The 24,857-nt window shown below is 71.3% G+C and carries 23 protein-coding genes; 13 read left to right on the top strand and 10 right to left on the bottom strand.

Translation table 11 applies throughout. The annotated features are described in order from the left end of the window. Positions 1–499: 499 nt before the first annotated feature. Genes H4W30_RS28380 through H4W30_RS28345 form a run of 8 tightly spaced genes read left to right on the top strand, consistent with a single transcriptional unit; the run spans position 500 to position 10,864 of the window. On the top strand, positions 500–2,005 hold the full coding sequence (locus H4W30_RS28380; RefSeq protein ID WP_192746846.1) for a UDP-N-acetylmuramoyl-L-alanyl-D-glutamate--2,6-diaminopimelate ligase: 1,506 nt from the start codon (positions 500–502) through the stop codon (positions 2,003–2,005). Beyond that, positions 2,002–3,522 (top strand): UDP-N-acetylmuramoyl-tripeptide--D-alanyl-D-alanine ligase, encoded by a 1,521-nt coding sequence (locus H4W30_RS28375; RefSeq protein ID WP_192745609.1) that lies wholly within the window; start codon positions 2,002–2,004, stop codon positions 3,520–3,522. The genes H4W30_RS28380 and H4W30_RS28375 overlap by 4 nt, the downstream gene beginning before the upstream one ends. Continuing rightward, complete coding sequence (mraY, locus tag H4W30_RS28370; RefSeq protein WP_016332673.1) at positions 3,519–4,604, top strand: phospho-N-acetylmuramoyl-pentapeptide-transferase; 1,086 nt, start codon at positions 3,519–3,521, stop codon at positions 4,602–4,604. The genes H4W30_RS28375 and mraY overlap by 4 nt, the downstream gene beginning before the upstream one ends. Before the next feature lie 3 nt (positions 4,605–4,607). Continuing rightward, a complete protein-coding gene (gene murD / locus H4W30_RS28365) occupies positions 4,608–6,011 on the top strand; it encodes a UDP-N-acetylmuramoyl-L-alanine--D-glutamate ligase (RefSeq protein WP_192745608.1) in 1,404 nt (467 codons plus the stop codon). Beyond that, entirely contained in the window at positions 5,998–7,476 is a 1,479-nt protein-coding gene (gene ftsW / locus H4W30_RS28360) for a putative lipid II flippase FtsW (RefSeq protein ID WP_192745607.1), read from the top strand. Before murD ends, ftsW begins: the two co-directional genes overlap by 14 nt. Then, positions 7,473–8,600 (top strand): undecaprenyldiphospho-muramoylpentapeptide beta-N-acetylglucosaminyltransferase, encoded by a 1,128-nt coding sequence (murG, locus tag H4W30_RS28355; RefSeq protein ID WP_192745606.1) that lies wholly within the window; start codon positions 7,473–7,475, stop codon positions 8,598–8,600. Before ftsW ends, murG begins: the two co-directional genes overlap by 4 nt. Continuing rightward, positions 8,593–10,002: a UDP-N-acetylmuramate--L-alanine ligase gene (gene murC, locus H4W30_RS28350; RefSeq protein ID WP_192745605.1), complete on the top strand. Its 1,410-nt coding sequence runs from the start codon at positions 8,593–8,595 to the stop codon at positions 10,000–10,002. The genes murG and murC overlap by 8 nt, the downstream gene beginning before the upstream one ends. Before the next feature lie 25 nt (positions 10,003–10,027). Further along, on the top strand, positions 10,028–10,864 hold the full coding sequence (locus tag H4W30_RS28345) for a cell division protein FtsQ/DivIB (RefSeq protein ID WP_192745604.1): 837 nt from the start codon (positions 10,028–10,030) through the stop codon (positions 10,862–10,864). 66 nt (positions 10,865–10,930) lie between these two features. Here H4W30_RS28345 and H4W30_RS28340 read toward each other — a convergent pair whose 3' ends face one another. Continuing rightward, positions 10,931–11,680 carry a TetR/AcrR family transcriptional regulator gene (locus H4W30_RS28340; protein ID WP_192745603.1) on the bottom strand — a complete coding sequence of 250 codons (750 nt, stop codon included), beginning with the start codon at positions 11,678–11,680 and terminating at the stop codon, positions 10,931–10,933. 95 nt (positions 11,681–11,775) lie between these two features. Here H4W30_RS28340 and H4W30_RS28335 point away from each other — a divergent pair, with 95 nt between their 5' ends. Further along, complete coding sequence (locus H4W30_RS28335) at positions 11,776–12,609, top strand: NAD(P)H-binding protein (protein ID WP_192745602.1); 834 nt, start codon at positions 11,776–11,778, stop codon at positions 12,607–12,609. Positions 12,610–12,725: 116 nt separating this feature from the next. Here the strand turns inward: H4W30_RS28335 and H4W30_RS28330 are convergent, their stop codons facing one another. Further along, positions 12,726–13,520, bottom strand: coding sequence for a hypothetical protein (locus H4W30_RS28330; protein WP_192745601.1), 795 nt, complete (start codon positions 13,518–13,520; stop codon positions 12,726–12,728). Positions 13,521–13,650: 130 nt separating this feature from the next. Continuing rightward, positions 13,651–15,693 carry a Stk1 family PASTA domain-containing Ser/Thr kinase gene (gene pknB / locus H4W30_RS28325; protein WP_192745600.1) on the bottom strand — a complete coding sequence of 681 codons (2,043 nt, stop codon included), beginning with the start codon at positions 15,691–15,693 and terminating at the stop codon, positions 13,651–13,653. A 184-nt stretch (positions 15,694–15,877) separates the two neighbouring features. Between pknB and H4W30_RS28320 the strand changes: the two genes are divergently transcribed. Further along, a complete protein-coding gene (locus tag H4W30_RS28320; RefSeq protein ID WP_192745599.1) occupies positions 15,878–16,246 on the top strand; it encodes an Rv2175c family DNA-binding protein in 369 nt (122 codons plus the stop codon). On the opposite strand, the gene H4W30_RS28315 is transcribed toward H4W30_RS28320, so the two are convergent. Further along, positions 16,215–17,381, bottom strand: coding sequence for an MFS transporter (locus H4W30_RS28315; RefSeq protein ID WP_192745598.1), 1,167 nt, complete (start codon positions 17,379–17,381; stop codon positions 16,215–16,217). The genes H4W30_RS28320 and H4W30_RS28315 overlap by 32 nt on opposite strands. Positions 17,382–17,403: 22 nt before the next feature. Between H4W30_RS28315 and H4W30_RS28310 the strand changes: the two genes are divergently transcribed. Then, positions 17,404–17,955, top strand: coding sequence for a CGNR zinc finger domain-containing protein (locus tag H4W30_RS28310; RefSeq protein WP_192745597.1), 552 nt, complete (start codon positions 17,404–17,406; stop codon positions 17,953–17,955). Positions 17,956–18,168: 213 nt separating this feature from the next. Here H4W30_RS28310 and H4W30_RS28305 read toward each other — a convergent pair whose 3' ends face one another. The 5 genes from H4W30_RS28305 to H4W30_RS28285 form a co-directional block, all read right to left on the bottom strand. Continuing rightward, entirely contained in the window at positions 18,169–18,957 is a 789-nt protein-coding gene (locus H4W30_RS28305) for an LLM class F420-dependent oxidoreductase (RefSeq protein WP_125675761.1), read from the bottom strand. Next, positions 18,954–19,883, bottom strand: a complete 930-nt coding sequence (locus tag H4W30_RS28300; protein ID WP_192745596.1) for a phytoene/squalene synthase family protein — start codon at positions 19,881–19,883, stop codon at positions 18,954–18,956. The genes H4W30_RS28305 and H4W30_RS28300 overlap by 4 nt, the downstream gene beginning before the upstream one ends. Continuing rightward, positions 19,880–21,355: a phytoene desaturase family protein gene (gene crtI / locus H4W30_RS28295; RefSeq protein WP_192745595.1), complete on the bottom strand. Its 1,476-nt coding sequence runs from the start codon at positions 21,353–21,355 to the stop codon at positions 19,880–19,882. Before crtI ends, H4W30_RS28300 begins: the two co-directional genes overlap by 4 nt. Beyond that, on the bottom strand, positions 21,355–22,446 hold the full coding sequence (locus tag H4W30_RS28290; protein WP_192745594.1) for a polyprenyl synthetase family protein: 1,092 nt from the start codon (positions 22,444–22,446) through the stop codon (positions 21,355–21,357). The genes crtI and H4W30_RS28290 overlap by 1 nt, the downstream gene beginning before the upstream one ends. Positions 22,447–22,514: 68 nt before the next feature. Next, complete coding sequence (locus tag H4W30_RS28285; RefSeq protein WP_192745593.1) at positions 22,515–23,063, bottom strand: CGNR zinc finger domain-containing protein; 549 nt, start codon at positions 23,061–23,063, stop codon at positions 22,515–22,517. A gap of 48 nt (positions 23,064–23,111) precedes the next feature. Between H4W30_RS28285 and H4W30_RS28280 the strand changes: the two genes are divergently transcribed. After that, positions 23,112–23,780, top strand: coding sequence for an AzlC family ABC transporter permease (locus H4W30_RS28280; protein ID WP_192745592.1), 669 nt, complete (start codon positions 23,112–23,114; stop codon positions 23,778–23,780). Next, complete coding sequence (locus H4W30_RS28275; protein ID WP_192745591.1) at positions 23,777–24,082, top strand: AzlD domain-containing protein; 306 nt, start codon at positions 23,777–23,779, stop codon at positions 24,080–24,082. Before H4W30_RS28280 ends, H4W30_RS28275 begins: the two co-directional genes overlap by 4 nt. Here H4W30_RS28275 and merB read toward each other — a convergent pair. Beyond that, entirely contained in the window at positions 24,079–24,756 is a 678-nt protein-coding gene (gene merB, locus H4W30_RS28270) for an organomercurial lyase (protein ID WP_192745590.1), read from the bottom strand. The two genes, H4W30_RS28275 and merB, sit on opposite strands and share 4 nt — an antisense overlap. Between the last annotated feature and the right edge of the window lie 101 nt (positions 24,757–24,857).

The following is a 24,857-nucleotide window of genomic DNA, read 5'->3' as shown; positions in this document are numbered from 1 at the left end:
GCGTAAGTCGCGTGCTTGGAGGCGCAACTCGCGTGATTGAAGGCGTAACTCGGTCATACGCCCGGAGACACGCGAGTTACGCCTTCAAACACGCGAGTTACCGCCCCGGACACGCGAGTTGCGGCTTCGGGTACCACGGCTGAGCGGCCCGGCACCGAGAAGTGATCGTCGCTGTGCGTGAACGGGTCTCCGCGCTGAGCACCGTGCGGGAACGTCGGCCGGAGAAGGGCGAAGTCCTCAAGCGACAGTCGGAAGCCCTTGCGTGCCAAGGAGAGCCCGCGAAACCCAATACCACGAGCATGATCGCCGCGCTCACACCCCGCACCGCTTCAGTCACCCGAATGCCGCGCCGGTAACCTCCTTTGCTGTGTCGGTGCCTACTTCAGATCCCCGCAGCGGTCCCGCCGTCGAAAGCGGGTCCGGCGCGTCGGCTGCCCAGGTCCCGGACAGCCCGGTCAAGGCCGTCGCCGCACCCCCTCGCCCGGCCAGGATCGAGCCGATGCCGCTGGGCACGCTGCTCGCCAGGGCGGGCGCGCGGCTGGTGGTGGGCGGCGACGACTACCCGGCCGCGGCCGAGCTGACGGTCACGGGCAGCACGCTGCGCGCGCAGCACGTCCTCCCCGGTGACCTCTTCGCCGCGCTGCCCGGTGCCCGCGCCCACGGCGCGGACTTCAGCGACCAGGCGATCGCGGCCGGCGCCGCCGCCGTGCTCACCGACGAGGCCGGCGCCGAGCGCCCGGTGCTCCGCGACGCCGGCGTGCCGATCCTGGTGCACCCGGACCCGCGGGCCGCCCTCGGCGAGATCGCCGCCTGGATCTACGGCGAGCCGTCGCTGGAGCTGTCCGTCCTCGGGATCACCGGGACGTCGGGCAAGACCACGACGTCGTACCTAGTCGACGCCGGGCTCAAGGCGGCCGGGCTCACCACCGGGCTGATCGGCACGGTCGAGACGCGGATCGCGGGCGAGCGGCTGGCCAGCGGGTTCACCACCCCCGAGGCACCGGATCTGCAGGCCCTCCTCGCGGTGATGGTCGAGCGAGGCGTCACGCACGTGCCGATGGAGGTCTCCAGCCACGCGCTGTCGCTCGGCCGGGTCAACGGCACGCGCTTCGCGGTCGGCGCCTTCACCAATCTCTCCCAGGACCACCTGGACTTCCACAAGGACATGGAGGAGTACTTCGCCGCCAAGTCGCTACTGTTCGACGGCCGTTCCACCGCCGAGGTGGTCGTCGTCGACAGCGCCTGGGGCCAGGCACTCCTCACCCCGCACACGGTCACCGTGTCCACCGAGCCGGGGACGGACGCGCTGTGGCGCGCCACCGAGCTGACCCCCACCCCGGCGGGGGAGCAGACCTTCACCCTCCACGGACCCGACGGCCTCACCGCTTCGGCGAAGATCCCGCTGCCGGGTGAGTTCAACGTGGCGAACGCCGTGCTCGCGGCCGCGATCCTGAACACCGCCGGTGTCCCGCTCGACGCCATCGTCGCCGGGCTCGCCGCGGTCGAGGTGCCGGGCCGGATGGAGCGGGTCTACCTCGGCCAGTCGTTCACCGCCGTCGTCGATTACGCGCACAAGCCCGCCGCCGTCGCGCAGGGGCTCGACGCGCTGCGTGCCCGCACCGAGGGCCGGATCATCACCGTCCTCGGCTGCGGCGGGGACCGCGACACCGCCAAACGCCCGGTGATGGGCGAGGCGGCGGTCCGGCGCAGCGAGGTCCTGATCGTGACCGACGACAACCCGCGCTCGGAGGACCCGGCCGCGATCCGGGCGGCGATGCTGGCCGGCGCCCGCAATGCCGGCCCCGCCCTCGGCGGCGAGATCGTCGAGATCGCCGACCGCCGGGAAGCCATCATCCACGCGGTCGAGCTGGCCCGGCCCGGCGACATCGTGTTCATCGCGGGCAAGGGCCACGAGACCGGCCAGGAGGTCCAGGGTGTGGTGCACCCGTTCTCCGACCGGGAAGAGCTGGCCTCCGCCATCCGCAGACGTCTGGAGTCAGAGTGATCGTGCTCAGCCTGGCCGAGATCGCCGCCATCGTCGGCGGCAGGCTGCATCGGACCGACGGGACCGCCGAGGTCACCGGAAGCGTCGAATTCGACACCCGTGAGGTCACTCCCGGGGGGCTGTTCATCGCGCTGCCCGGGGCGAAGGTCGACGGCCACGACTTCGCCGCGCGGGCCGTCGAGGCGGGCGCCGTCGCGGTGCTCGCCGCCCGCGAGGTCGACGCCCCGGCCGTGATCGTCCCGCCGCTGGAGGCCGGCGAGGGGCACGAGCGCGCCTTCGCGCTGGTCTCGGACAAGGACGGGGCAGGTGCCGCGGTGCTGGCCGCGCTCGCCAAGATCGCCCGGCACGTGATCCAGAAGCTCGCCGGCGACCACCTGACCGTCGTCGGGGTCACCGGTTCGGCGGGCAAGACCTCGACCAAGGACATCATCGCCCAGCTGCTGGAGCCGCTCGGCCCGACGGTGGCGCCGCCGGGATCGTTCAACAACGAACTGGGCCACCCCTGGACGGCGCTGCGGGCCGACGACTCGACCCGGCAGCTCGTACTGGAGCTCTCCGCCCGCGGGCCCGGCCACATCGCCGAACTGGCGGCCATCGCGCCGCCGCGGATCGGGGTCGTGCTCAACGTCGGCACCGCCCACGTCGGCGAGTTCGGCTCCCGCGAGGGCATCGCCAAGGGCAAGGGTGAACTCGTCGAAGCGCTGCCGAGCGCCGAAGACGGCGGTGTCGCGGTCCTGAACCTCGACGACCCGTACGTCGCGGCCATGGCGAGCCGGACGAAGGCCCGGGTCGTGTTCGTCGGCGAGAGCGAGTCCGCGCAGGTCCGCGCGGCCGACATCACTCTCGACGGCGAAGCGCGCGCGTCGTTCCGGCTGGTCACCCCGAACGGCGAAGCGCCGGTCAAGCTGCCGCTCTACGGCGAACACCACGTCGCGAACGCGCTCAGCGCGGCCGCCGTGGCACTGGAGATGGGCTCGACGGTCGAGGAGGTCGCGGCCCGCCTGTCCAGTCTCGAACGGCGCTCCGAACGCCGCATGGAGGTCACCACCCGCGCCGACGGCGTCACGGTCCTCAACGACTCCTTCAACGCCAGCCCCGAGTCGATGCGGGCCGCGCTCAAGGCGCTCGCGTCGATGAGCGCGAACCGCCGCTCCTGGGCGGTACTCGGCGTGATGGGCGACCTCGGCGAGAACTCGGTCGAGGCCCACGACGGCATCGGCAGGCTCGTCGTCCGGCTCAACATCGACAAGCTCGTCGTCATCGGCCAGGCGGCCGCGGCGACCCATCAGGGCGCGCAGCAGGAGGGTTCCTGGGGCGAGGAGTCGGTACTGGTACCCGACGTCGAGGCCGCCATCGCCCTGCTGCATGATCAGCTCCGCGCGGGAGACGTGGTGCTGGTGAAGGCGTCCAAGGCCGCCGCCCTGTGGCGAGTCGCCGACGCCGTGCTCGCCGCTCCCGTGACCGACGCTGAATCCCTTTCCCCCTCTCACGAACGCTCGAACGGTGGTGACGCGTGATCAGCATCCTGATCGCGGCCGCGGCGGGCCTGCTGGTCTCCATCCTCCTCACTCCCTATCTGATCCGGGTGTTCTCCCGGCAGGGCTTCGGCCAGGAGATCCGGGAGGAAGGACCGCAGGGACACAAATCCAAACGCGGTACCCCGACGATGGGTGGTGTCGCGATCATCGTCGCGATGGTCGTCGGGTATTTCGTGGCGCATCTGATCAGCGCGCTCAGCGGCGGCAACGGCACCGGCGGCCCGTCCGCCTCGGGGCTGCTGGTCCTCCTGCTGGCCGTCGGCCTCGGGCTCGTCGGCTTCCTCGACGACTTCATCAAGATCCGCAAGCAGCGCAACCTCGGCCTGAACAAGACCGCGAAACTGGTCGGCCAGCTCGTGGTCACGATCGCCTTCGCGATCCTGGCGCTGCAGTTCGCCGACGAACGCGGGCTCACCCCGGCGTCGGAGAGCCTGTCCTACGTGCGGGACCTCGCGCTGATCACCTTCCCGTCGGTGTTCTTCGTGATCTTCTGCTACATCGTGATCTCCGGCTGGTCGAACGCGGTGAACTTCACCGACGGCCTCGACGGTCTCGCCGGCGGCACCGCGGCGATGGTGCTGGCGACTTACGTCGTCATCGCCTTCTGGCAGACCCGCCTCTCGTGCGCGGTCACCCCGCAAGCCGCCTGCTACGACGTCCGTGACCCGCTGGACCTGGCCGTGGTGGCCGCCGCGGCGACGGGAGCCTGTGTCGGCTTCCTGTGGTGGAACGCGGCACCGGCGAAGATCTTCATGGGGGACACCGGTTCGCTGGCCCTCGGTGGCCTCGTCGCCGGTCTGTCGATGACCACCCGCACCGAACTGCTCGCCATCGTCATCGGCGGTCTGTTCATGGTCGAGATGATCTCGGTGGTCGCGCAGATCGCCGTGTTCCGCACGACCAGGCGCCGGCTGTTCCGGATGGCGCCGTTCCATCACCACTTCGAGCTCGCGGGCTGGGCCGAAACCACCGTCATCATCCGGTTCTGGCTGCTTTCGGCCATCTGCTGCATGTTCGGTCTCGGCCTGTTCTACAGCGAGCAGCTCGGCCTCGGGGGTTAGCAAGTGGAGCTCGCCGGGCGTCACGTCCTCGTCGCCGGAGCCGGGGTCACCGGCAAGTCCATCGTCCCCGTCCTGGCGGACCTGGGCGCGCGGATCACCGTCACCGACGGCAACGCCGAACGGCTGGCGGAACTCGAAGGGCTCGGCGCCGAACTGGTGCCGGGCCTGACCGAGCCACCCGAAGACGTCGAGCTGGTCGTGACCAGCCCCGGCTGGAAGCCGACGTCGCCGTTGCTGGTGGCGGCGGCCCAGGCGGGGATCGAGGTGATCGGCGACGTCGAGCTGGCGTGGCGCGTCGGGCAGCTGCGCGACAAGCCGCCGGTATGGCTCGCGATCACCGGTACCAACGGCAAGACCACCACGGTCGGGATGCTGGAGTCGATTCTGCGATCCGCCGGGGTCGACGCCGTGGCCTGCGGGAACGTCGGTTTCGCGGTGCTCGACGCGGTGCGGGCCGGGCACGAGGTGCTCGCCGTGGAGTTGTCGAGCTTCCAGCTGCACTGGTCGTCGACGCTGGCCCCGCTCGCGTCGGTGGTGCTGAACCTGGCCGAGGACCACCTCGACTGGCACGGCTCGATGGAGGAGTACGCGGCCGCGAAGGGCCGGGTCCACACCCACTCCCGCACCGTCGTGCACAACCTCCACGAGGAGTGGTCCATCCGGCTCGCCGACGAGCACGCGCCCGCCGACGCCCGCCGTATCGCCTTCGGTATGGACACCCCGCGCCCCGGCGAACTCGGGATCGTGGAAGACCTGCTGGTCGACCGCGCCTTCGTGGCCGACCCGGCGACCAGCGCCGACGAACTCGGCACGCTGGCCGACGTGCGTCCCGCCGGCCCGCACAACGTCTCGAACGCGCTCGCCGCGGCCGCGCTGGCCCGCGCGTACGGCGTCAGCGGCGAGGACGTCGCCAAGGGCCTGCGCGAGTACCGGCCCGCCCCGCACCGGGCCGAGGAGATCGGCGAGATCGACGGCGTCCGGTACATCAACGACTCCAAGGCGACCAACCCGCACGCGGCGAGCGGCTCGCTGCGCGCCCATCTGAACGTCGTCTGGATCGCCGGTGGCCAGCTCAAGGGCGCTTCCGTGGACGAACTCGTCGGTTCGATCGCCGGGCGGCTGCGCGGCGTCGTGCTGTTCGGCGTCGATTCACCCGTGATCGCCGCCGCTGTCGCGCGACACGCGCCGGATGTCCCGGTGAACAGCCTCCCTTCGGGTGACGATGACACCATGACTGCGGCGGTGAAGGCGGCCCGAGCCCTGGCGCGCCCTGGAGATGTGGTGCTGCTGGCCCCCGCCGCGGCGTCGTTGGACATGTACTCGAGCTACGGCGCACGCGGCGACGCGTTCGCGAGCGCGGTCCGTGTCCTGCGCGACGGTGCGGGGGAGACCAGTGACGGCGGTTGAGGAGAGAAAGCGCGAAACCGCGCCCCGCAAGCGGCGTGAACGCAAGGAAAGCCCGTTCGTCGCCTTCCGTACCGCGCTGACGGCCTGGCTTTCGCGGCCGCTCGCCTCGTTCCACCTGGTCCTGGCGCTCACCGGTGTGCTGACCGTGATCGGCATCGTGATGGTGCTGTCCGCGTCGTCGGTCGCCTCGTACAACCCCAAGACCGGCACCGGTGTGTACGCCCAGTTCAGCAAGCACCTCATGTTCGTCGCGATCGGCGCGGTGGTGTTCTGGGTCGGGCTGCGGGTGCCGCTGGAACGCGTCCGGCGGTTGTCGGCGACGGCGACCGTGGTCTGCCTCGGGCTGCTTGTGCTGGTGCTGACCCCGCTCGGCTCCGAGGTCAACGGCTCGCAGGGCTGGTTCCGGCTCGGTGGATTCGCCTTCCAGCCGGTCGAGGCGGCGAAGGTCGCGCTGGCCTTCTGGGGCGCGCACATCCTGGTGATCAAGTACAACATCATCAACCAGTGGCGCCATCTGCTCGTCCCGGTCGTGCCGATCGCGCTGCTGATGTTCGCGCTGGTCATGATGCAGCCCGACCTCGGCGGCACGATCACCCTCGCGGTGGTGCTGATGGCCCTGTTGTGGTTCGCGGGCGCGCCGAAACGACTGTTCGGCGTGATCCTCGCCGGTGGCCTGGCCGGGGTCCTGGTGCTCGCGATCATCGCCCCGTACCGGCTCGCGCGGGTCATGTCGTTCGTCTCCGGCGACCCGGACACCAGCGCGGACGGTTTCCAGGCCAACCAGGCGAAACTCGCGCTCGCCGACGGCGGGATGTTCGGCAAGGGCCTCGGCCAGGGCCAGTCCAACTGGGGCTACCTGCCGAACGTGCAGAACGACTTCATCTTCGCCCTGATCGGCGAGGAACTGGGCTTCATCGGCTGCGTGGTGGTGCTCGGGTTGTTCGCCGGGGTCGCCGTCGTCGGCCTGCGGATCGCCACCCGCAACCTCGACCCGTGGATCCGCATCGTGTCCGGCACGCTGACCGTCTTCCTGGTCGCGCAGGCGGGGATCAACATCGGCTACGTGGTCGGCCTGCTGCCGGTCACCGGGGTCACGCTGCCGCTGATCTCCTACGGCGGGACGTCGCTGGTGATCACCATGCTTATCATGGGGATCCTCGCCAATGCCGCCCGGCACGAACCGGAGGCGGTGGCCGCACTGCGTTCGCAGGGGCCGGGTAAATTCGGACGCCTGCTGAGGCTTCCCGCGCCCGAGCCGTACCGCCCGCCCGCCAAGCGGAAGGGCACCGCGGCCAGGGGAGGCGCCGCCAAGGCGGCGAGGCCCGCGCCGAGGACGGCGAGGCCTTCGCCCGCACAGGAGCGGCGCCGTTCGGTACGGGAACCCGGCAGGAGGACGGCCGCGCGAACGGCGGCGAACCGCGGTACCGCGAAACGGGGTACCGCAAACCGGAGAGGTCATAGGTGAACAACCCCGTCAGAGGTGGCGCCGCAGGCGAGGTCGCCGGCAAGGCACCGGTGGTCGTGGTCGCCGGCGGTGGTACCGCAGGGCATATCGAACCGGCGCTCGCCCTCGCCGACGCGGTGATGCGCCTGCGTCCCGACGCGAAGGTGATCGCGCTCGGGACCGAGCGCGGGCTGGAGAACAAGCTCGTCCCGGCGCGCGGCTACCCGCTGGAGCTGATCCCGCCGGTGCCGATGCCCCGCAAGCCGACGCCCGAACTGCTGAAGATGCCGCTGAAGGTCCGCGACGCGGTCAAGCGCACCCGTGAGGTCCTGGACCGGGTCGGCGCGGACGTCGTCGTCGGCTTCGGCGGCTATGTCGCGCTCCCGGCGTACCTCGCCGCGCGCGGCCGCACGCCGATCGTGGTGCACGAGGCCAACGAGAAGCCGGGCCTGGCGAACAAGGTCGGCGCGCGGTTCGCCGTCCGCGTCGCCGTCGCGGTCCCGGGGACGCCGCTGGCGAAGGCCGAGGTCATCGGCATCCCGCTGCGCCGCTCCATCACGTCGCTCGACCGGGCCGCGCTGCGCGCCGAAGCCCGCGAGCACTTCGGGCTCGACCCCGACGCCCCGACCCTGCTGGTCTTCGGCGGATCGCAGGGCGCGGTGTCGATCAACGGCGCCGTTTCGGGCGCCGCCAAGGAGTTCGCGGACGCCGGCGTGGGCGTCCTGCACGCCCACGGGCCGAAGAACACGCTGGTCGTCCAGGAGTTCCCCGGACGGCCCGCGTACGTTCCGGTGCCGTACCTGGAGCGGATGGATCTGGCGTACGCCGCCGCCGACGCGGTGCTGTGCCGCTCCGGCGCGATGACCGTCGCCGAGGTGTCCGCCGTGGGCCTGCCCGCCGTGTTCGTCCCGCTGCCTTACGGCAACGGCGAACAGGCGGTCAACGCCCGTCCCGCGGTCGACGCCGGTGCCGGGCTGATGGTCGACGACGCCGACCTCACCCCCGCCAAGGTCGCGGAGCTGGTGATCCCGCTGGTGTCCGACGCCGACCGGGTCGCGAAGATGAGTGCGGCCGCGGTCGGCCTCGGCCACCGCGAGGCCGACGAGACCCTTGCCAAGATCGTGCTGGAGGCCGCAGGTGCCTGACCAACTCCCCGACACGCTCACGCGTGCCCACCTGATCGGGATCGGCGGCGCCGGGATGAGCGGTATCGCCCGGATCCTGCTGGCTCGCGGCGCCCAGGTGTCCGGATCCGACGCCAAGGAGTCGCGCGCGTTCCTCTCGCTGCGAGCCCAGGGCGCCGAGATCGCCGTCGGCCAGCGCGCCGAGAACCTCGACGCGTTCCCCGAAGGCCCGTCCTCGGTGATCGTGTCGACCGCGATCAAGGACGACAACCCGGAACTGGTGGCCGCGCGGGAACGCGGGATCACCGTGCTGCACCGCGCCGAGGCGCTGGCCGGGCTGATGGAAGGGCACCGCGTCGCCTGCATCGCCGGGACGCACGGCAAGACGTCGACGACGTCGATGCTGACCGTCGCGCTGCAGCAGTGCCGTCTCGACCCGTCGTTCGCCATCGGCGGCGACCTCAACGAGTCGGGCGCCAACGCGCACCACGGCGAGGGCGGGATCTTCGTCGCCGAGGCCGACGAGAGCGACGGGTCGTTCCTGGCGTACTCGCCGTCGGTCGCCGTGGTGACCAACGTCGAGCCGGACCACCTGGACCACCACGGCACGGCCGAGGCGTACGTCTCGGTGTTCGGCGACTTCCTCGGCCGGATCGTGCCGGGCGGGCTGCTCATCGTCTGCGGTGACGACGAGGGCGCCTCGGAGCTGGGTGCGCGGGCGTCGGCGCAGGGCATCCGTGTCCGTCGCTACGGGCGCTCGGTCACCGGCGCCGACGACGCCAAGGTCCTGGACTTCGCGCCGGCTCCGGACGGCGGCGTCGTCCGGATCTCCTTGCAGGGCGAGGAAATCGTCCTGCGGGTCGCGGTACCGGGCGAGCACATGGCGCTGAACGCGGTCGCCGCGCTGCTGGCCGGGATCGAGCTCGGCGCGCCGGTCGAGGGACTGGCCGAAGGGCTCGCCGCGTTCGGCGGTGTCCGGCGGCGGTTCGAGTTCAAGGGCCGCTCGGGCGACGTCCGCGTGTACGACGACTACGCGCACCACCCGACCGAGGTCGACGCGCAGCTGCGCGCGGTGCGGACCGCCGCGGGCCCGGGCCGGGTCATCGTGGTCTTCCAGCCGCATCTGTATTCGCGCACGAAGACGTTCTCGAAGGAGTTCGCGGCCGCGCTGTCGCTGGCCGACGAGGTCGTCGTGCTGGACGTCTTCGGGGCGCGCGAAAAGCCGGAGCCCGGCGTGAGCGGAGCGCTCATCGCCGACCAGATCTCCGGCGTCCCGGTGCACTATCAGCCGGCGTTTGACGTCGCGGCGAAGCTCGCGGCGGATCTGGTCAAGCCCGGCGACCTGCTGGTGACCATGGGCGCCGGCGACGTCACGCAGCTCGGCCCGGAGATCCTGGCCGAACTGGACCGGCGGGCGGGGTAACCATGACAACGCCCGGCGGCCAGCCATGACACAGACCGGGGAAAGCCGCCGCCCGGCCGAACCCGGTCGGCGTCCGCGCTCCGAACGGGTCAAGCGGACCCCAAGGGCCGAACGGACTCAGCGTTTGAAGGAACGGCGCGGCAGGCGGTCGGTTCACGACCGCCGCCGCACCGCCCGGCCGAACCGGCACAAGGAGCTGCGGCGGCGCTGGGTCGCGCTGCTCTCGGTGCTGACCGCCGTCGCGCTGGTCTACCTGCTGTGGTTCAGCTCGATGCTGGGCGTGCGGCAGGTCGACGTCGTCGGGGCGAGCTCCGTGCCCGCGGACCAGATCCGCGCCGCGGCGGCGGTGCCGGACCAGAAGCCGATGCTGCGCCTGGACACCGACGAGATCCGCGATCGCGTGGCGCAGATGCCCGGGATAGCGACCGTCGACGTCTCGCGGTCCTGGCCGGGCACCCTCGAGATCACCGTGACCGAACGGACCGCGATCGCGTTCTTCGACAGCGGGCCCGGCGGCGACGGCGTGCACCTCGTCGACGGCGGGGGAGTGGTGTTCAAGACCGTCAAGGAGCGGCCCGCCGGGCTGCCCGAGCTGAAGCTGCCGTCGGTGTCGGCCGACGATCCGGTGACCCGCGCGGTCACCGGCGTCCTCGGGGTGATCCCGCAGCAGCTGCTCAAGCAGGTCACCACCGCGACGGCGAAGACCCCCGGAAGTGTCGAGTTCGCGCTGGCCGACGGGAAGACCGTGCGGTGGGGGACCTCGGCCGACACCGAACGCAAGGCGAAGGTCCTGGCCGCTCTGCTCACCCGCGAGGGCAAGGTCTTCGACGTCTCGGCGCCCGATTTGCCCACCGTCTCTTGACGCGTTTCGTCCTCTGGATGCGGTAGTTGATATCGCCGACTACCGGATCCAGAAATGCGGGGTTGGTCAGGGCGTGACGAGGGCTTCGATGCCGTCCAGCAGGCGTTCCAGGCCGAACGCGAAGGTCTCGTCGGCGGCTTCGCAGGTGTCCGCGTCGTAGCCGCCGCTTTCCCAGATCCGCGTCATCGCCGGATGGCGTTCCACGTCGAAGTACTTCTCCCAGAACACCGACCGCTGCCCCCACCAGGCGTCCGTCGACTGCCCGGTCTCCTGCTCGACCTGCGCGGTCTCGGCGAACAGCGTCGCGTTGGCCTGCACGTAGATCTCGATGCTGTTCGCGGCCGCGGCCGCCTTGCGCGGCTCCAGCCCGAGACCCGACACCGCCGCGATCACGTACTCCTGGCCCGCCATCAGCCCGGGCCCGAGCACCGGCCGCACCATCGACGTCGAGCGCAGCCACGGATGCGCCCGGAACACGGCCAGGGTGCGTTCGGCGTAGAGCCGCACCTGCTCGCGCCAGCCGTCCGGCCGCGGATCACCGGGACCGGGGAGGTCCCGTTCGGCGAGCACCGAGTCGACCATGAGGTCGAGCAGTTCCGTCTTGCCGGGGACGTAGGTGTAGAGCGTCATCGTGCCGGCGCCGAGCTTCTTGGCGATCTGGCTCATCGACACGGTCGCCTCGCCCGCGCCGTCGGCGAGCGCGACGGCGGTGGCGATCACCTGGTCGAGGGTCAGTTTCGGCTTCCGCCCCCTGGTCGGCTGCCGGGCTTCGCCGCGGTCACGCCACAACAGTTCGAGGCTGCGCTCGAAGTCCATCCACACTCCACTCGGCCGTGAAGCTGGATTCTACATTCTCGTATGCTGTACGGTTAAGTGAATCCCGTAGGGCGTACGAAAAGGAGTGGGGAATCGTGACGATCCTGGTGACCGGTGCGACCGGAAGCGTCGGCAGGCTGCTCGTCGACGAACTGGTGGAGGCCGGGGCGCCGGTGCGGGCGCTGACCGTCAATCCGGCGAAGGCGGCGTTGCCCGCGCAGGTGGAGGTCGCCAAGGGGTACCTGGGCAAGCCGGAGACCTTGCCGGAAGCCCTGAAAGGCATCGAGACCGTGTACCTGGCGCCGCTCGCGGCCAAGGTGGACGACTTCGTGAAGCTGGCGAAGGAGGCCGGAGTGCGCCGGGTGGTGGCGCTGTCGGGCAGCAACGCCGACGACCCGGCGGAGAACTCGAGCGGCGTGGACTACGCGATCATCGAGAAGGCCGTCCGGGAGGCGGGCTTCGACTGGACGTTCCTGCGGCCGGGCGCGTTCATGAACAACACGCTCGGCTGGGCCGAGACGATCAAGGCCGAGCGCGTGGTCCGCGAGGCCTACCCCGAAGCGCGGATGACCCCGATCGACCTCGCGGACATCGCCGCTGTCGCGGCGCACGTCATCCTGACCGACGGGCACGTCGGCAAGAAGCACACGCTGAGCGGGCCGACGGCGATCAGCCAGCGCGAACAGGTCGCCGCCATCTCGGCCGCCCTCGGCGAAGAGGTGGTCTTCGAGGAGCTGACCCGGGAAGAGGCGAACAAGCAGTGGGCCGCCGCCGGCATCCCGGCGGAGATCGCCGAATGGCTCCTCGACGGCTTCGCGTACTTCACCGAAAACCCCGACACGCCGACGGGCGTCGTCCAGGAACTCACCGGCCGACCTGGCGTCACCTATGCGGAGTGGGCGGTGGCGAACGTCGACGCGTTCCGCTGAACCCGTCACTCGCGTGATTGCAGGCGTAACTCGCGTGATTCAAGGCGTAACTCACGAGTTACGCGCTCGATCACGCGAGTTGCGGCCAGGATCACGCGAGTTGCGAGTTACGGCCCTCAGCGGGCCCGGCGCGGGAGGCGGGTCGGCAGCGGAGCGCCGCGCCGCGGCTGAGCGGGCGCCTCGGCGGGTGGCGAAGGCGCGCGCTTCGGCTGGGGCAAGGGCGGTTGGGGCAAGGGCGGCGGGCCCTGCGATTCGCGCGGCCACGCCGGGGTGATCATCGCCTGCGCCCCGACCCGGCGGACCGGCAGCCCGTGCGCCTCCCGCGCGGGCAGGCCGGGCCAGATCTCGCCCGCCTCCTTGGCGGCGTCGCGGATCGCGGTGCCGTCGAGCGCGGTGCGTGTCTCCTCGATGTCGCGGTCGAGCCACTGGACGATGAGCTCCAGCGGCCCGTCGGGCGGCAGCGGCCACAGGAAGATCTCGTGGTCGACGTGGAACGCCGAACCGCCCAGCCCCTGCGCGCGCAGCACCGGCTGATCCGGTTTGGTGGCCGACGGCACGGAGATGGTCTCCGAACTGGCGCGCCTGCCGTCGGGGAAGAGCACCCCGACCAGCAGCGCGTTGTAGTCCGGGACGCGGCGGTGGTCGATCAGGCCTTCACCGGGTTCGTCCAGTAGCAGGTCACGCGAGTACACCGACAGCTGGAACGACACGGACTCCGGCCACACCTCGATACCGCGCAGTGCCACGATGGTCCGCTCGGCGCGCCCCAGCGGCATCGACCAGGGCAGGATCGCCGGGACGATGTACTCGTGCGGCGTCTCCACCCAGGGGCGGCCGTTGTAGCCGAACAGTTCCTGTTCCGGCACCGGGAACAGGGGGCGGTTGCGCGGAGCGTCGGTGAAGAAGCTCATCGTGGACCGGGCGCGGCAGAACGCGGGGTGAACCTGTCCGACCTGCCGCTCACGCCGTCAACGACCACCATGCGCTTCACGGTATCCGATGACCACGCCGGTACTGAACGGTTTCACCGCACCTTTCGCGTCACCCGAAGCCCTTGAGCTTCACTTTCGTGCCCTTCGGCACCTTGGTGCCCGGCTTCGGATCCTGCTCCAGGACGAAGTCGAAACCACCGTTTCCGCCGCCGTTCCCGTTGCCGTTTCCGCGACCCTGACGGTCGGGCTCCAGCCCCGCCTGCCGCAGGATCTGGAACGCCTCCTCCATCCGCTTGAACGTCACGTTCGGTACTTCGACGGCGTTCGAAACGAACACCCCGATGCGGCGGTTGCTCGCCTTGCCGCCGCCCTTCGGGTCGGTGCGGATCACCTGACCGGCGGCGAACTGGTCGGAGAACTCCTCACCCGCCTGGAACGGCTGGAAACCCGCCTGCTGCAGGATCTGGAACGCGGCGTCCTTGCTCTGCCCGGTGACGTCGGGGACCGGCGGCAGCGGTTCGGGGCCCTTCGACAGGATGATCGTGACCTGCCCGCCGATGTTCAGCTGCGAACCGGGGCTCGGGTCGACGCGGATCACCTTGTTCTTGGCGACGTCGCTGTACTCCTGCTCGCCCTGGACCGGGGTCAGCTGCGCGGCCTTGATCGCCGTCTCCGCGTCCTGCGGGCTCGTCCCGGCCTGGATGTCCGGCACGATCGGGCGGCCCTTCGACAGCACGACGTTGACCGTGGAGCCCGGTGCGAGCGACGAGCCCTCGGCCGGATCGGACCGGATCACCGTGTGCTGGGCGGCGGTGTCGCTGTACTCCTCGGTGTAGGCCGGGGTCAGCTTCGCCGAGCGGAGCGCGTCGCCGGCGGCGGCCTGGTTCATCCCCGCCAGTTTCGGCACGGACGACGAGCTCGGCCCGGTGTCGTTGAGGATGAAGGCGAACGCGCCGATCAGCCCGCCGAGGACCAGCACCGCGGCGGCGATCATGACGTAGAGCCGCTTGCGCGACTCAGGCTGCTCACCGTCCGCGGCCGGTTTGGGCCGAGGCGGAGGCGTGCGGGGCGGCTGGGCGGCGGGGATATGCGGTTCGCGGTGCAGTGCCTGCGTTCCGCGCGGGCCCGTGACCGGCAGGGTCGCTTCGGCGACCGGCGGCAGCACTGTGGTGGCGGCCGCCGGGACGGCGGGGATGCCGGGGGTGGTGCGTTCGGCGTCGGTCTCCCGGTCGGCGTCCGCGGGCAGCGGGACGGGCACCGGGACGGCCGGGACACCCAGGACGGTGCGCAGATGGTGCAGTTCGGCGAGGAACGCCGCGGCGTCGGCCGGACGCTGCTCGGGGTCGCGGCGCGTGGCGCGCAGGATCAGCTCGTCCAGCTGCGGCGGGATGCCCGGCCGCAGCTCGCTCGGGCGCGGGACGTCGTCGTTGACGTGCCGGTACGCCACCGAGAGCGCGGTGTCGCCGGTGTACGGCGGGCGTCCGGTGAGCATTTCGTACAGCAGGATCCCGGCCGAGTAGACGTCGCCGCGCGAGGTGGTCGCGCCGGTCGCGACCTGCTCGGGCGAGACGTAGGCGACGGTGCCGAGGATGACGCTCGAACTCGTGGTGCCCGCGCTCGCGACCGCGCGGACCAGGCCGAAGTCGCCCACCTTGACCACGCCGCCCGAAAGCGCCGTGCCGCCGCGGCCGATCAGGACGTTCTCCGGTTTGACGTCGCGGTGCACCAGGCCGGCGGCGTGCGCCGCGGCCAGCGCGGAAAGGACGGGTTCGGTGATGCTCAGCGCGAGCGCGATGTCCAGCGGACCGCGTTCGGCGAGCAGTTCGCGCAGGGTCCCGCCGTCGACGAGCTCCATGACCAGGAACGCGCGGCCGGACTCCTCGCCGCCGGGGGTGTCGAAACCCTGGTCGTGCACCGCCACCACGTGGGGATGATGCAGCCGGGCCGCCGACCGGGCCTCCCGCTCGAAACGCTCGACGAACGACCTGTCGTCGGCGAACCGCGGGTCCATGATCTTGATGGCGACCTGGCGGTCGAGGCGGGTGTCGACGCCGCGGTACACCGACGACATCCCACCGCGTGCGAGCAGCTTGTCCACCCGGTAGCGGCCCTCGAGCAGAGTGCCCACCAGCGTGGGGTCCGTGCGTGTCACGGCTATGGATCGTACGGAAGTACCCATGTTCTGGTGTACGGGACCTGGCACGCCGGGGATCACGATTCCCGCCATTTCGTCGGATCGGCGGTATTCGTGACCGGGCGGGCACGCATCGTCACGTCCGGGTCGTCACCCATGCGTACTAACGGAGCGGGAGACGGAATGTGGCACAGTGTCACCTGTGAGTGGTATTCCCGTCGCCGACGACGTTCTCGACGCAGATGTGGCCGTTCTCCCGCTTCCGGAGGTCGCGACAGCGCTGAACGTCTCGGCCAACAAGGTCCGCCAGATGCTGCGCGATGGCCACCTGATCGCCGTGCGGCGCAAGGGCGAGCTGTACGTCCCGGTCGCGTTCCTGGTCAAGGACGGCGTGGTCAAGGGCCTGGCGGGCACCATCACGGTGCTCGCGGACGCCGGTTTCAGCCGGACGGAGATGCTGCGGTGGCTCTTCGCCGCGGACGACACCCTGCCGGGGACGACCCCGGTCAACGCGCTCCGCACCAGCCACGGCACCGAGGTCAAGCGGCGCGCGCAGGCGATGGCCTTCTAGCTCCGACCAGCACATACGTCGCGGCCGCCAGGACCTGGCAGCCCGCCGCGGCGCTCAGCGCGACGGTTACGGAGAGTGCGCTCAGCGGTCCCGCGAGCGCGGCGCCCGCCGCGAGTCCGGTGATCTTCACGCTCGCCGCCGTCGTGAACACCTGAGCCCGTACCGCCGCGGGCGCTTCGCGATGCCGGATGGCGAACAGCGACGAAAGCTGCGGCCCTTCGGCGAATCCGGCGAGCACGGCGGCGGCCAGCAGGGTCGCCATGTCGTGCCCTGCTGCCGCGAGCAGGAAGCTCGCGCCCAGCAGGACGGTGCTGGCGAGCACGGTGCGGTCCGGCGGCGGTGGCCTGCGGGCCAGCACGGCGTTCGCGACCAGTGACGCGGCGGCCAGCACGGTGAGCAGCAGCGCGCCGAAGCCCGGGTTCCCCAGCCGTTGGGCGCCGAGCAGCGGATAGCAGACGATGGCCATCCCGATGCCGACGAAGGACACCGTGGACGTCGCGGTGGCCCGCAGCAGGGCGCGGTTGCGGAAGAGCACCGCGAACCCGTCGGCGAGTTGACGGCGGATCGGTCTCATGGGCTTCGCGTCGGCGGCCGGAAGCGACCACGCGGCCGGGAAAGCGGCCGCGACCAGCGTGATCGCGAGCGCCACCGCGGCTGGGGCGCCGGCGTACGCGGCCACGAGGCCTGCGAGTCCTGGCCCGGCGAGGCTCGCGGCGGTGAACGTCATCGCGTCGAGCGTGCTCGCCCTCGCCAGCGGTGTCGTGCCGCGGACGTTCGGCAGCTGCGCCGTCCACCCGCCCGCCAAGGCGGGGTTGAGCAGCCCGGCCGCGACGGCCACCGCGATCGCCGCGGGGATTTCGACCAGTGCCAGCACGGCGCCGAGCCCGCCCGCGTAGGCCAGCAGCGCCCAAGCCAGCAATCGCCCTGGCCGGGGACTGCGGTCGAGCAGGGCGCCGAGCAGCGGCCCGCCCGCCGCCGCGGAGATCGTCAGGCCCGCGAGCAGCGCGGATCCCGTGGCGGCCGAGCCGTCGACGCTCAGGCCGAGCAGCAGCAACGCCGGTCCGGACAGCTCGTCGCCGGTCCTGGCGATCGTCGCGCCGGTCAGGTAGGCGGCGAGCCTGTAACGGCCTCTCATGAGTGAGACGTTACAGTGGGATATGACTTCAGCGCAGCGGGATTTCCTGCCGGGCCGCTCGGCCAGGGCGGCGGCGCAGCGGGCGGTGGATCTGCTGACGGTGCTCCTCGCGCCGGAACCCTCGGCTTTGGACGTCCGTTCCGTCCTGGAAGCGCATGGCGAGACCTCTGTCGACTTGAAGCCGTCGGACGTGGCTTCGTTGCGTGAGGCGGCCTTCGAGCTGCGGGAGGTGTTCGCGGCGCGGGATGTCGCGGAGGCGGCCGGAGTGCTCAACCGGCTGCTGGCTCGTCACGCGCATCCGCCGCGGCTGACCGATCACGCCGACGGGTTCGGCTGGCATCTCCACGTGGACGCCGACGACGACGGGCCGTGGGGCGCGTGGCTGGTGACGTCGTCCGCGCTCGCGCTGGCCGTGCTGCTCGCGGACCGTCAGGCGCCGCCGGGCGGGCTCTGCGCGGCCGCGGGCTGTGGGAAGCCGTTCGCGCACCTGGGTGGGGGGAGCCCGCGGCGGTATTGCTCGACGCGGTGCGCCACCCGGGAGCGGGTCGCGGCTCATCGGCGACAACGCTCGTGAACGGTACTTTCCGAAGGTGTCTTGGGTATCTACTGGCTTCCGGCCGCTGGTGTCGCGAAAGCCACTTTCGGGACACCAGACGTCTCGAAAGTGGCTTTCGCGACACCCGGCCAAGCCCAGCACCCGGCCGAAACACCGGTACCGAATGGGTCGAGTCTCGTGAGTGGTGAGGACGGTTCTAACCGTCCTCACCACTCACGAGGCCCAAGCGGGTCAGGACTGCTGCTTGTCCCGCCAAGCGATCCAGGACCGCAGCTTGTCGAGGTTGTAGTCCGGTCCGCCGGTCGCCACGGTGAACAGCGAGACACCCAGCTCCAGCAGCTTCGGGCCCAGTTCCTCGGGCTCGCCCTCGACGGCGACCGAACGCTCGATCTCCTTCGGGTCCCGGCCGACGTCGGCGCAGTGCTGGTCGAGGATCTTGACCTTGCGCTCCACGACCTCCGGGTCGCCGAAGCCGTGCCAGATGTCGGCGTGCTTCGCCACCAGGCGCAGGGTCTTCTTCTCGCCGCCGCCACCGATCAGCACCGGGATGTCCCGGACCGGCTGCGGGTTCAGCTTGCCCAGCCGGCTTTCGATCCGCGGGAGAGCCTCCGCGAGGTTGTCGAGCCGTCCGCCGGCGGTGCCGAACTCGTAGCCGTACTCGTCGTAGTCCTTCTCGAACCAGCCGGAGCCGATGCCGAGGATCAGCCGCCCGTCGGAGATGTTGTCGACGGTGCGGGCCATGTCGGCCAGCAGTTCGGGGTTGCGGTAGCTGTTGCACGTCACCAGCGCGCCGATCTCGACCCGCGACGTGGACTCCGCCCAGGCGCCCAGCATGGTCCAGCACTCGTAGTGCAGACCTTCGGGCTCACCGTAGAGCGGGTAGAAGTGGTCCCAGTTGAAGACGATGTCCACACCGAGGTCTTCGGCCTCCGAAGCCGCCCGGCGGATCGCCTTGTACTCGGCGTGCTGGGGCTGCAGCTGGACGCCGATCCTGATCTTCTTGTTCGCAGCAGAGGTCATGTTCGCACCCTAAGCCTGGAGTTGCTCCACGCGCTCGCCAAAAACCTCGGCAGTGCGACACCCAGCCGCCGTCGGCGCGGGACGACCGCGCGGGTGTTCAGCACGTCGTAACCCAGGGCCGCGATTTCGTCGAGAATGCCTTCGTAGAGCACGAGCGCCGTCCGCACGCAGTCGCGGGATTCCGGGCGCAGCAACGGGATACCCGCTTCGGCGCGGCGGTAGACCGCCCGGTTGCGCGCGACCGCGACGGCGAGCGCGCGCCGCACCCGCCGGTCGGGCAGGCCACGGGCACGCGACCATTCGAGCAGTTCGCGGTCGACGCCGAACGCGGCCAGCTCCTCGGTCGGCAGGTACAGCCTTCCCCGGTCGAGGTCTTCGCCGACGTCACGCAGGAAGTTGGTCAGCTGGAACGCCTCACCCAGCGCGGCGGCCCCGGGCGCGGCTTCGGCGACCGGGACGACGGTGCCGAAGACGGGCAGCATCTGCAGCCCGATCACCTCGGCCGAACCGTGGATGTACTCGTGCAGCTCGGCGTAGGTGGCGTACTCGGTGATCTTGAGGTCCATCGCCATGGACCGCAGGAACGCGTCGAACAGCTCGCGGTCCAGGTCGTGGCGCCGCACGGTGTCGGCGAGCGCGGCCAGCACCGGGTCGGCGGGCGTGCCGCCGTCGAAGACCCGCGCGACCATGACGGCGACCTCGTCGAGCGCGACGGCGGGATCGGTGCCGGGCGCGGGGTTGTCGACCACTTCGTCCGCCATCCGCGCGAAGCCGTACAGCGCGTGCGCGAACGGGCGCGTCCGCGCCGGCAGCAGCCTGGTCGCGAGGAAGAACGTGCGCCCGTAGTGCGCGTTGATGCGGCGGCATTCGGTGTACGCGGCCCGCAACGACGGCTCGGTGACACCCGCGGCGTCGAGCTCGTTCATCGGCCGGTGACCCTTCCCGCCGCGAGCCTGCCCGAGATCACCACCGGCGGGATGCCGACGCCGGGCGTGGTCCCGCAGCCCGCCAGTACGACGTTTTCCGCCGCTCGCACGAGGTTTCCCGGCCGGAACGGGCCGGTCTGGGCGAAGGTGTGCGCGAGCGAGAACGGCGTGCCCGCGGTGAGCCCGCGCTCCGCCCAGCCTTCCGGGGTGATCGTCTCGTCGATCGAGAAGTCGTCCGCGAACCCGGCGAGGCCGCGCTTTTCCAGGGTGCGCACCAGTTCCGCGCGATAGGCGGGCCCGACCCGGTGCCAGTCGATCTCGCCGCGGCGCAGGTTCGGCGCCGGGGCGAGCACCGAGATCACCTGGTCGCCGCCGGGGGAGAGGCCCGGTTCGGTCGCGGTCGGCCGGGTCACCAGCAGCGAGGGGTCGCTCATCAGCTTGCCCTCGCGGATGATCTCCGAGAACGTCTTCTCCCAGGCGTGACCGAAGAAGATGGTGTGGTGGCCCAGATCCGGCCAGGTTTTCGGCGCGTGCCCGTGCAGTACGACGGCCGACGGCGAGTACCGCAGCGGCAGCGGCCGCCGGGGGCGCGCGCCGAGCAGCCGGTACGCGGTGCCGAGTTCGGTCGCCAGAACCACTGTGTCGCAAGGGATCCGCTCGCCCGTGCGGGTCCGCACCGCGCGCACCCGCGAGGAAACCCTTTCCAGCCAAGCGGCTTCGGTGCCGAAGCGCAGTTCCGCGCCGGCGCGTTCGGCCGCGTTCGCCATGGCCCGCGCGATCTCGCCCATCCCGCCCCACGGGTAGTAGACCCCGCCGACGGTGTCCATGTAGGAGATGACGCCGTACGCGCCGATCGCGCGCGCCGGATCGAGGCCCGCGTAGAGCGCCTGGAAGGAGAACAGGCGGCGCACCCGGTCGTCACGCAGGAACTGGCTGATCTTCGGGCCGAGGCGGCCGAAACCGCCCAGTGCGGCCAATTTCGCCAGCTCCGGGCGCACGAGATCGAGCGGGGAATCGAAGTTCGCGCCGATGAAGTGGTCCTTCTGGACCGCGTACAGCTCGGTCAGCCAGCGGCGGAGCCTGCGATATCCGTCGGCCTCGGCCGGGCCCGCGGCCGCGCGGATCTCTGCCTCCATGGCCGCAGCCTCGGTGTGCACGGCGATCGTGCTGCCGTCGGCGAACCGCGCGCGGTAGGCCGGGTCGAGCCGGGTCAGCGTGAGGTTGCCCGCCAGGGATTCACCGACCGCGGAAAAGGCCTCGTCGAGCAGCTCCGGCATGGTCAGCACACTGGCGCCGGTGTCGACGGTGTTGCCGCCGAAATCCGCCTGTCCGGCCCGGCCTCCCGGGCTCTTGTCCTGCTCCAGCAGGGTCACCCGGCGGCCGGCGCCGAGCAGGTGCAGCGTCGCCGACAGCCCGGCGAGCCCGCCACCGATCACCACCACGTGGTCACTCGGACCGGTGACAGTGCGCATCAGTACGTCCGCTGGGTCGCCTTGACGACCAGTCCGGTCAGCGCGGCCGGGGCGGGCTCGGCCAGGTGAGCGCGGTCCAGCGCCTCCATCGCGGAGTCGGTGAGCTCGTCGATCCGGCGTTCCACCGCGTCGACGGCGCCGACGTCCTGCAGCGCCTCGCGCACGGTCTCGACGGCCTCTTCGGACAGGTGGGCGTCGCCGATGGCGTCGGAGATGACCTTCGCCGCCGCGTCCTTGCCCTGCTCGGCCGCGCGCTGGAGACCCAGCGCGACCAGCAGCGTCCGCTTGCCCTCACGCAGGTCGTCGCCCGCGGGCTTGCCGGTGACCGACGGGTCGCCGAACACGCCGAGCAGGTCGTCCCGCAGCTGGAACGCCACGCCGACCTCGTCGCCGAACTCGCGCAACGTCGCGATCAGGGCGTCGTCGGCGCCACCGAGCGCGGCACCGAGGTGCAGCGGGCGCTGGACGGTGTACGCGGCCGTCTTGAGCTTGCAGATGTGCAGCGCCGCCTCGGGGGAGGCGTCGCCGGTGGCCTGGGTGCGGACGTCGAGGTACTGCCCGGCGAGCACTTCGGTGCGCATCGCGCGCCACGCCGGCCGGGCCGCCGCGAGTGCCGCGGGCGGGAGCGGGGCCTCGCCGAACATGTCGTCGGCCCAGGCCAGCGCCAGGTCGCCGACCAGGACGGCGGTCGCGAGCCCGAACGTGCTCGGCGAGCCGAGCCAGCCGCTGTCGGCGTGCAGTTTGGCGCCCGCGATGTGCACCGTCGGGGAACCGCGGCGCGAATCGGAGGAGTCGATGAGGTCGTCGTGGATCAGCGCGCACGCCTGGATCAGCTCCAGGCTCGCCACCGCCTGCAGCACGCCTTCGACGTCCGGCCCCGCCGGATCGCCGCCCGCGCCGCGCCAGCCCCACCAGGCGAACGTCGGGCGCAGGCGTTTGCCGCCGCCCAGGACGAACCCGGCCAGCGCGTCGATCCCGACGCCGACGACCGGCTCGGTGCGGCGGATCTCGGCACCGGCGCGCTCGAGGAACCCGGCCAGCGCCCGCTCGACGTGGGCGGGCAGATCGGCGTCGTAGGCGGACGTGTCCATGAGCACATCCTCCGGGAAGGACGTCCCCGTGACCCAGTCGGGTGCCTTCGAATGTGGCGAACGAGACGTCAGCCGCGGGTCCTGTCGTAGTGCCGCTTCGCCCGCGCCCGGTTCCCGCAGTCGGACGAACTGCACCAGCGCCGCGACCTGTTGCGCGTGTGGTCGGTGAAGACCCAGCCGCAGCCCGGGCCTTCGCACTCCCGGATCCGCTCCAGATCCCCGGTCCGGAGCAGGTCCTCGGCCGCCAGCGCGAGGAAGTGCGGCAGTGCGTCGCCGTTCTCCAGCGGCACCACCCATCGCAGTGGCAAGGAGGGCGGAAGCGAGGCGTGCCGGTATGCGTCGAGCAGCGTCTTCCGCAGCGGCGTGACGTCCTGCGGCTCCGACACGAGCACGCGGTACAGCGTCTCGCGGAAGTCCTTCACCGCCTCCAGGACGGCTACGGAGATCTCCAGCCGTTCGCTGCCCGCGCCGACCAGGACGACCCATTCGGACAGCCGTTCCGGGGTGGAAAGCCGGTCCTCCCGCCGGGCCGGGTCGCGCCGCCAGGAAACGGTGTTGACCAGGTCCAACGGCACGCTCCCGCCGATGCTGTCGTACCCGTCCCAGTGGCCGTCCATGACTTCTCCTAATGGTCAAACTCAGTTTAGCTTGTTAGGGTCGAACCCATGACCACGCTCCGGCGGAACTATCTGGCCGGCGCCCGTGTCGGGCTCGGGCTGGGTGTCGCGACCTTCGTTCTCGGTGTCACCTTCGGCGCGTACAGCCAGACGCTGGGCTGGGGGATCGCGGCCCCGATCGTCGCGTCGATCCTCGTGTTCTCCGGTTCGGCCCAGTTCGCGATGGCCACCGCGCTCGCGGGCGGCGGGAACCTCGCCGTCGCGGTCGGCGCGGCGGCCCTGATCAACGCCCGGTTCCTGCCGATGGGCGCCGCCGTCGCCTCGGATCTGCGCGGTGGGCGCCTGCGCCGCGCGTGGGAAGGCCAGGCCGTCGTCGACGGTTCGTGGGTGGCCGCCCACCTCGGCGAAGGGCGCTTCGATCGCGAAAAGCTCATCGGCTGCACGCTCGTCCAGCTGCCCGCGTGGGTGCTGGGGACGGTGCTCGGCGTCCTGGCCGCGCCACCACCGGACGTCGTCTCGCGGTTCGGGCTCGACGTCGTGTTCCCCGGCTTCTTCCTGATCCTGCTCATCGACGAACTCCGCCGTTCGCGCCAGGCGGTCCTCACCGCGGCGCTCGCCGCCTGCCTGGCCGGGATTCTGGTGCTGTTCGTCCCGGTCGGGCTCGCCCTGATCGGCGCCGCGGCCGCCGCGCTGGTCGGCCTGGGGGTGCGGCGATGACACTCTGGCTCGCCATCGTCCTCGTGGCGCTGGTCAGCATCGGGTTCAAGGCGGCGGGGCCGGTCCTGCTCGGCGACCGGACGCTGCCGCCGCGGGTCGCGGCCGTGATCGCGCTGCTCGCGCCCGCGTTGCTGGCCGGTCTCGTGCTCACGGACGTGATCGGTCCGGACTGGTCCGGGCTCGACTGGACGCTCTGTGCCGGACTGGCCGCGATCGCGGTGACCTACGCGCTGCGCGTGCCCGCGCTCGCCGCGATCCTCTGCGGGGTGGTCGTCACGGCGGTACTGCGGTTCCTGGTCTAGCTCCAGAACGGCCCGCTCAGCCCGGCCCGCGCGAAGTACGCGGCCGCGGCGGCCGGATCCCGGCGGGTGTACCCGTGCCCGAGCCTGCCTTCGTACCAGCCTGCCGCGAGCCGCCACAGCGTCGCCAGATCCATGACGTAACCCTTGTCGTGCCCCGTTTCCGTCAGCCATCCGTCCACACAGGACTCGCCGCAGAACAGGCGCTGGTTGGCGCAGGTGTGGACGACGTCGTCCCACATCCGCGCCACCGGCACCAGGAAGTGCGCGACCAGTTCACCCTTCGGCGGGGTGCGGTCGTTCACCAGCAGGGCGTGCGGCTCCCCGCAGCCGCGACAGCGCGTGGACACCAGCACCTCGGGTTCGGCCTTGACCAGATGGGGGATCGCGAAGGCGTCCCACGCGCAGCCGCCCCACCACAGCGTGTGCGCGCCCATCACGGAGAACCCCAGCGGGATCGCCGCGAACGGATGCGCCAGCACGACGTGCTCGCATTCGTCGAGCACGAGATGCCGCCGCTCCGCGAGCCGGTGCAGCGCCTGTTTCGCCACCGCGAGTGATCCGTGGGCGGCGTCGGCCAGTTCGGGGGCCGTCGGCGGCCTCCCGTGCTCGGCGAACGCGCGGTAGACCGCGACGCGGACGTCCTCGTCCCAGCTGGTGTCGGTTTCGGCGCTCATGGCGGCTCCCTGTGCTCGCCATCGAGTCTCCCCAGGCCCGCGCTACTCGGCAACCGCTCGTACGTGGCTGAAGTCGCACGCCCAATGCCTGAGAGGGGCTC

The sequence above is a fragment of the Amycolatopsis roodepoortensis genome (assembly GCF_014873915.1).
GTDB lineage: Bacteria > Actinomycetota > Actinomycetes > Mycobacteriales > Pseudonocardiaceae > Amycolatopsis > Amycolatopsis roodepoortensis.
Note: the sequence above shows the minus strand (reverse complement) of the source record. Positions and strands in the feature narration are given on the sequence as shown.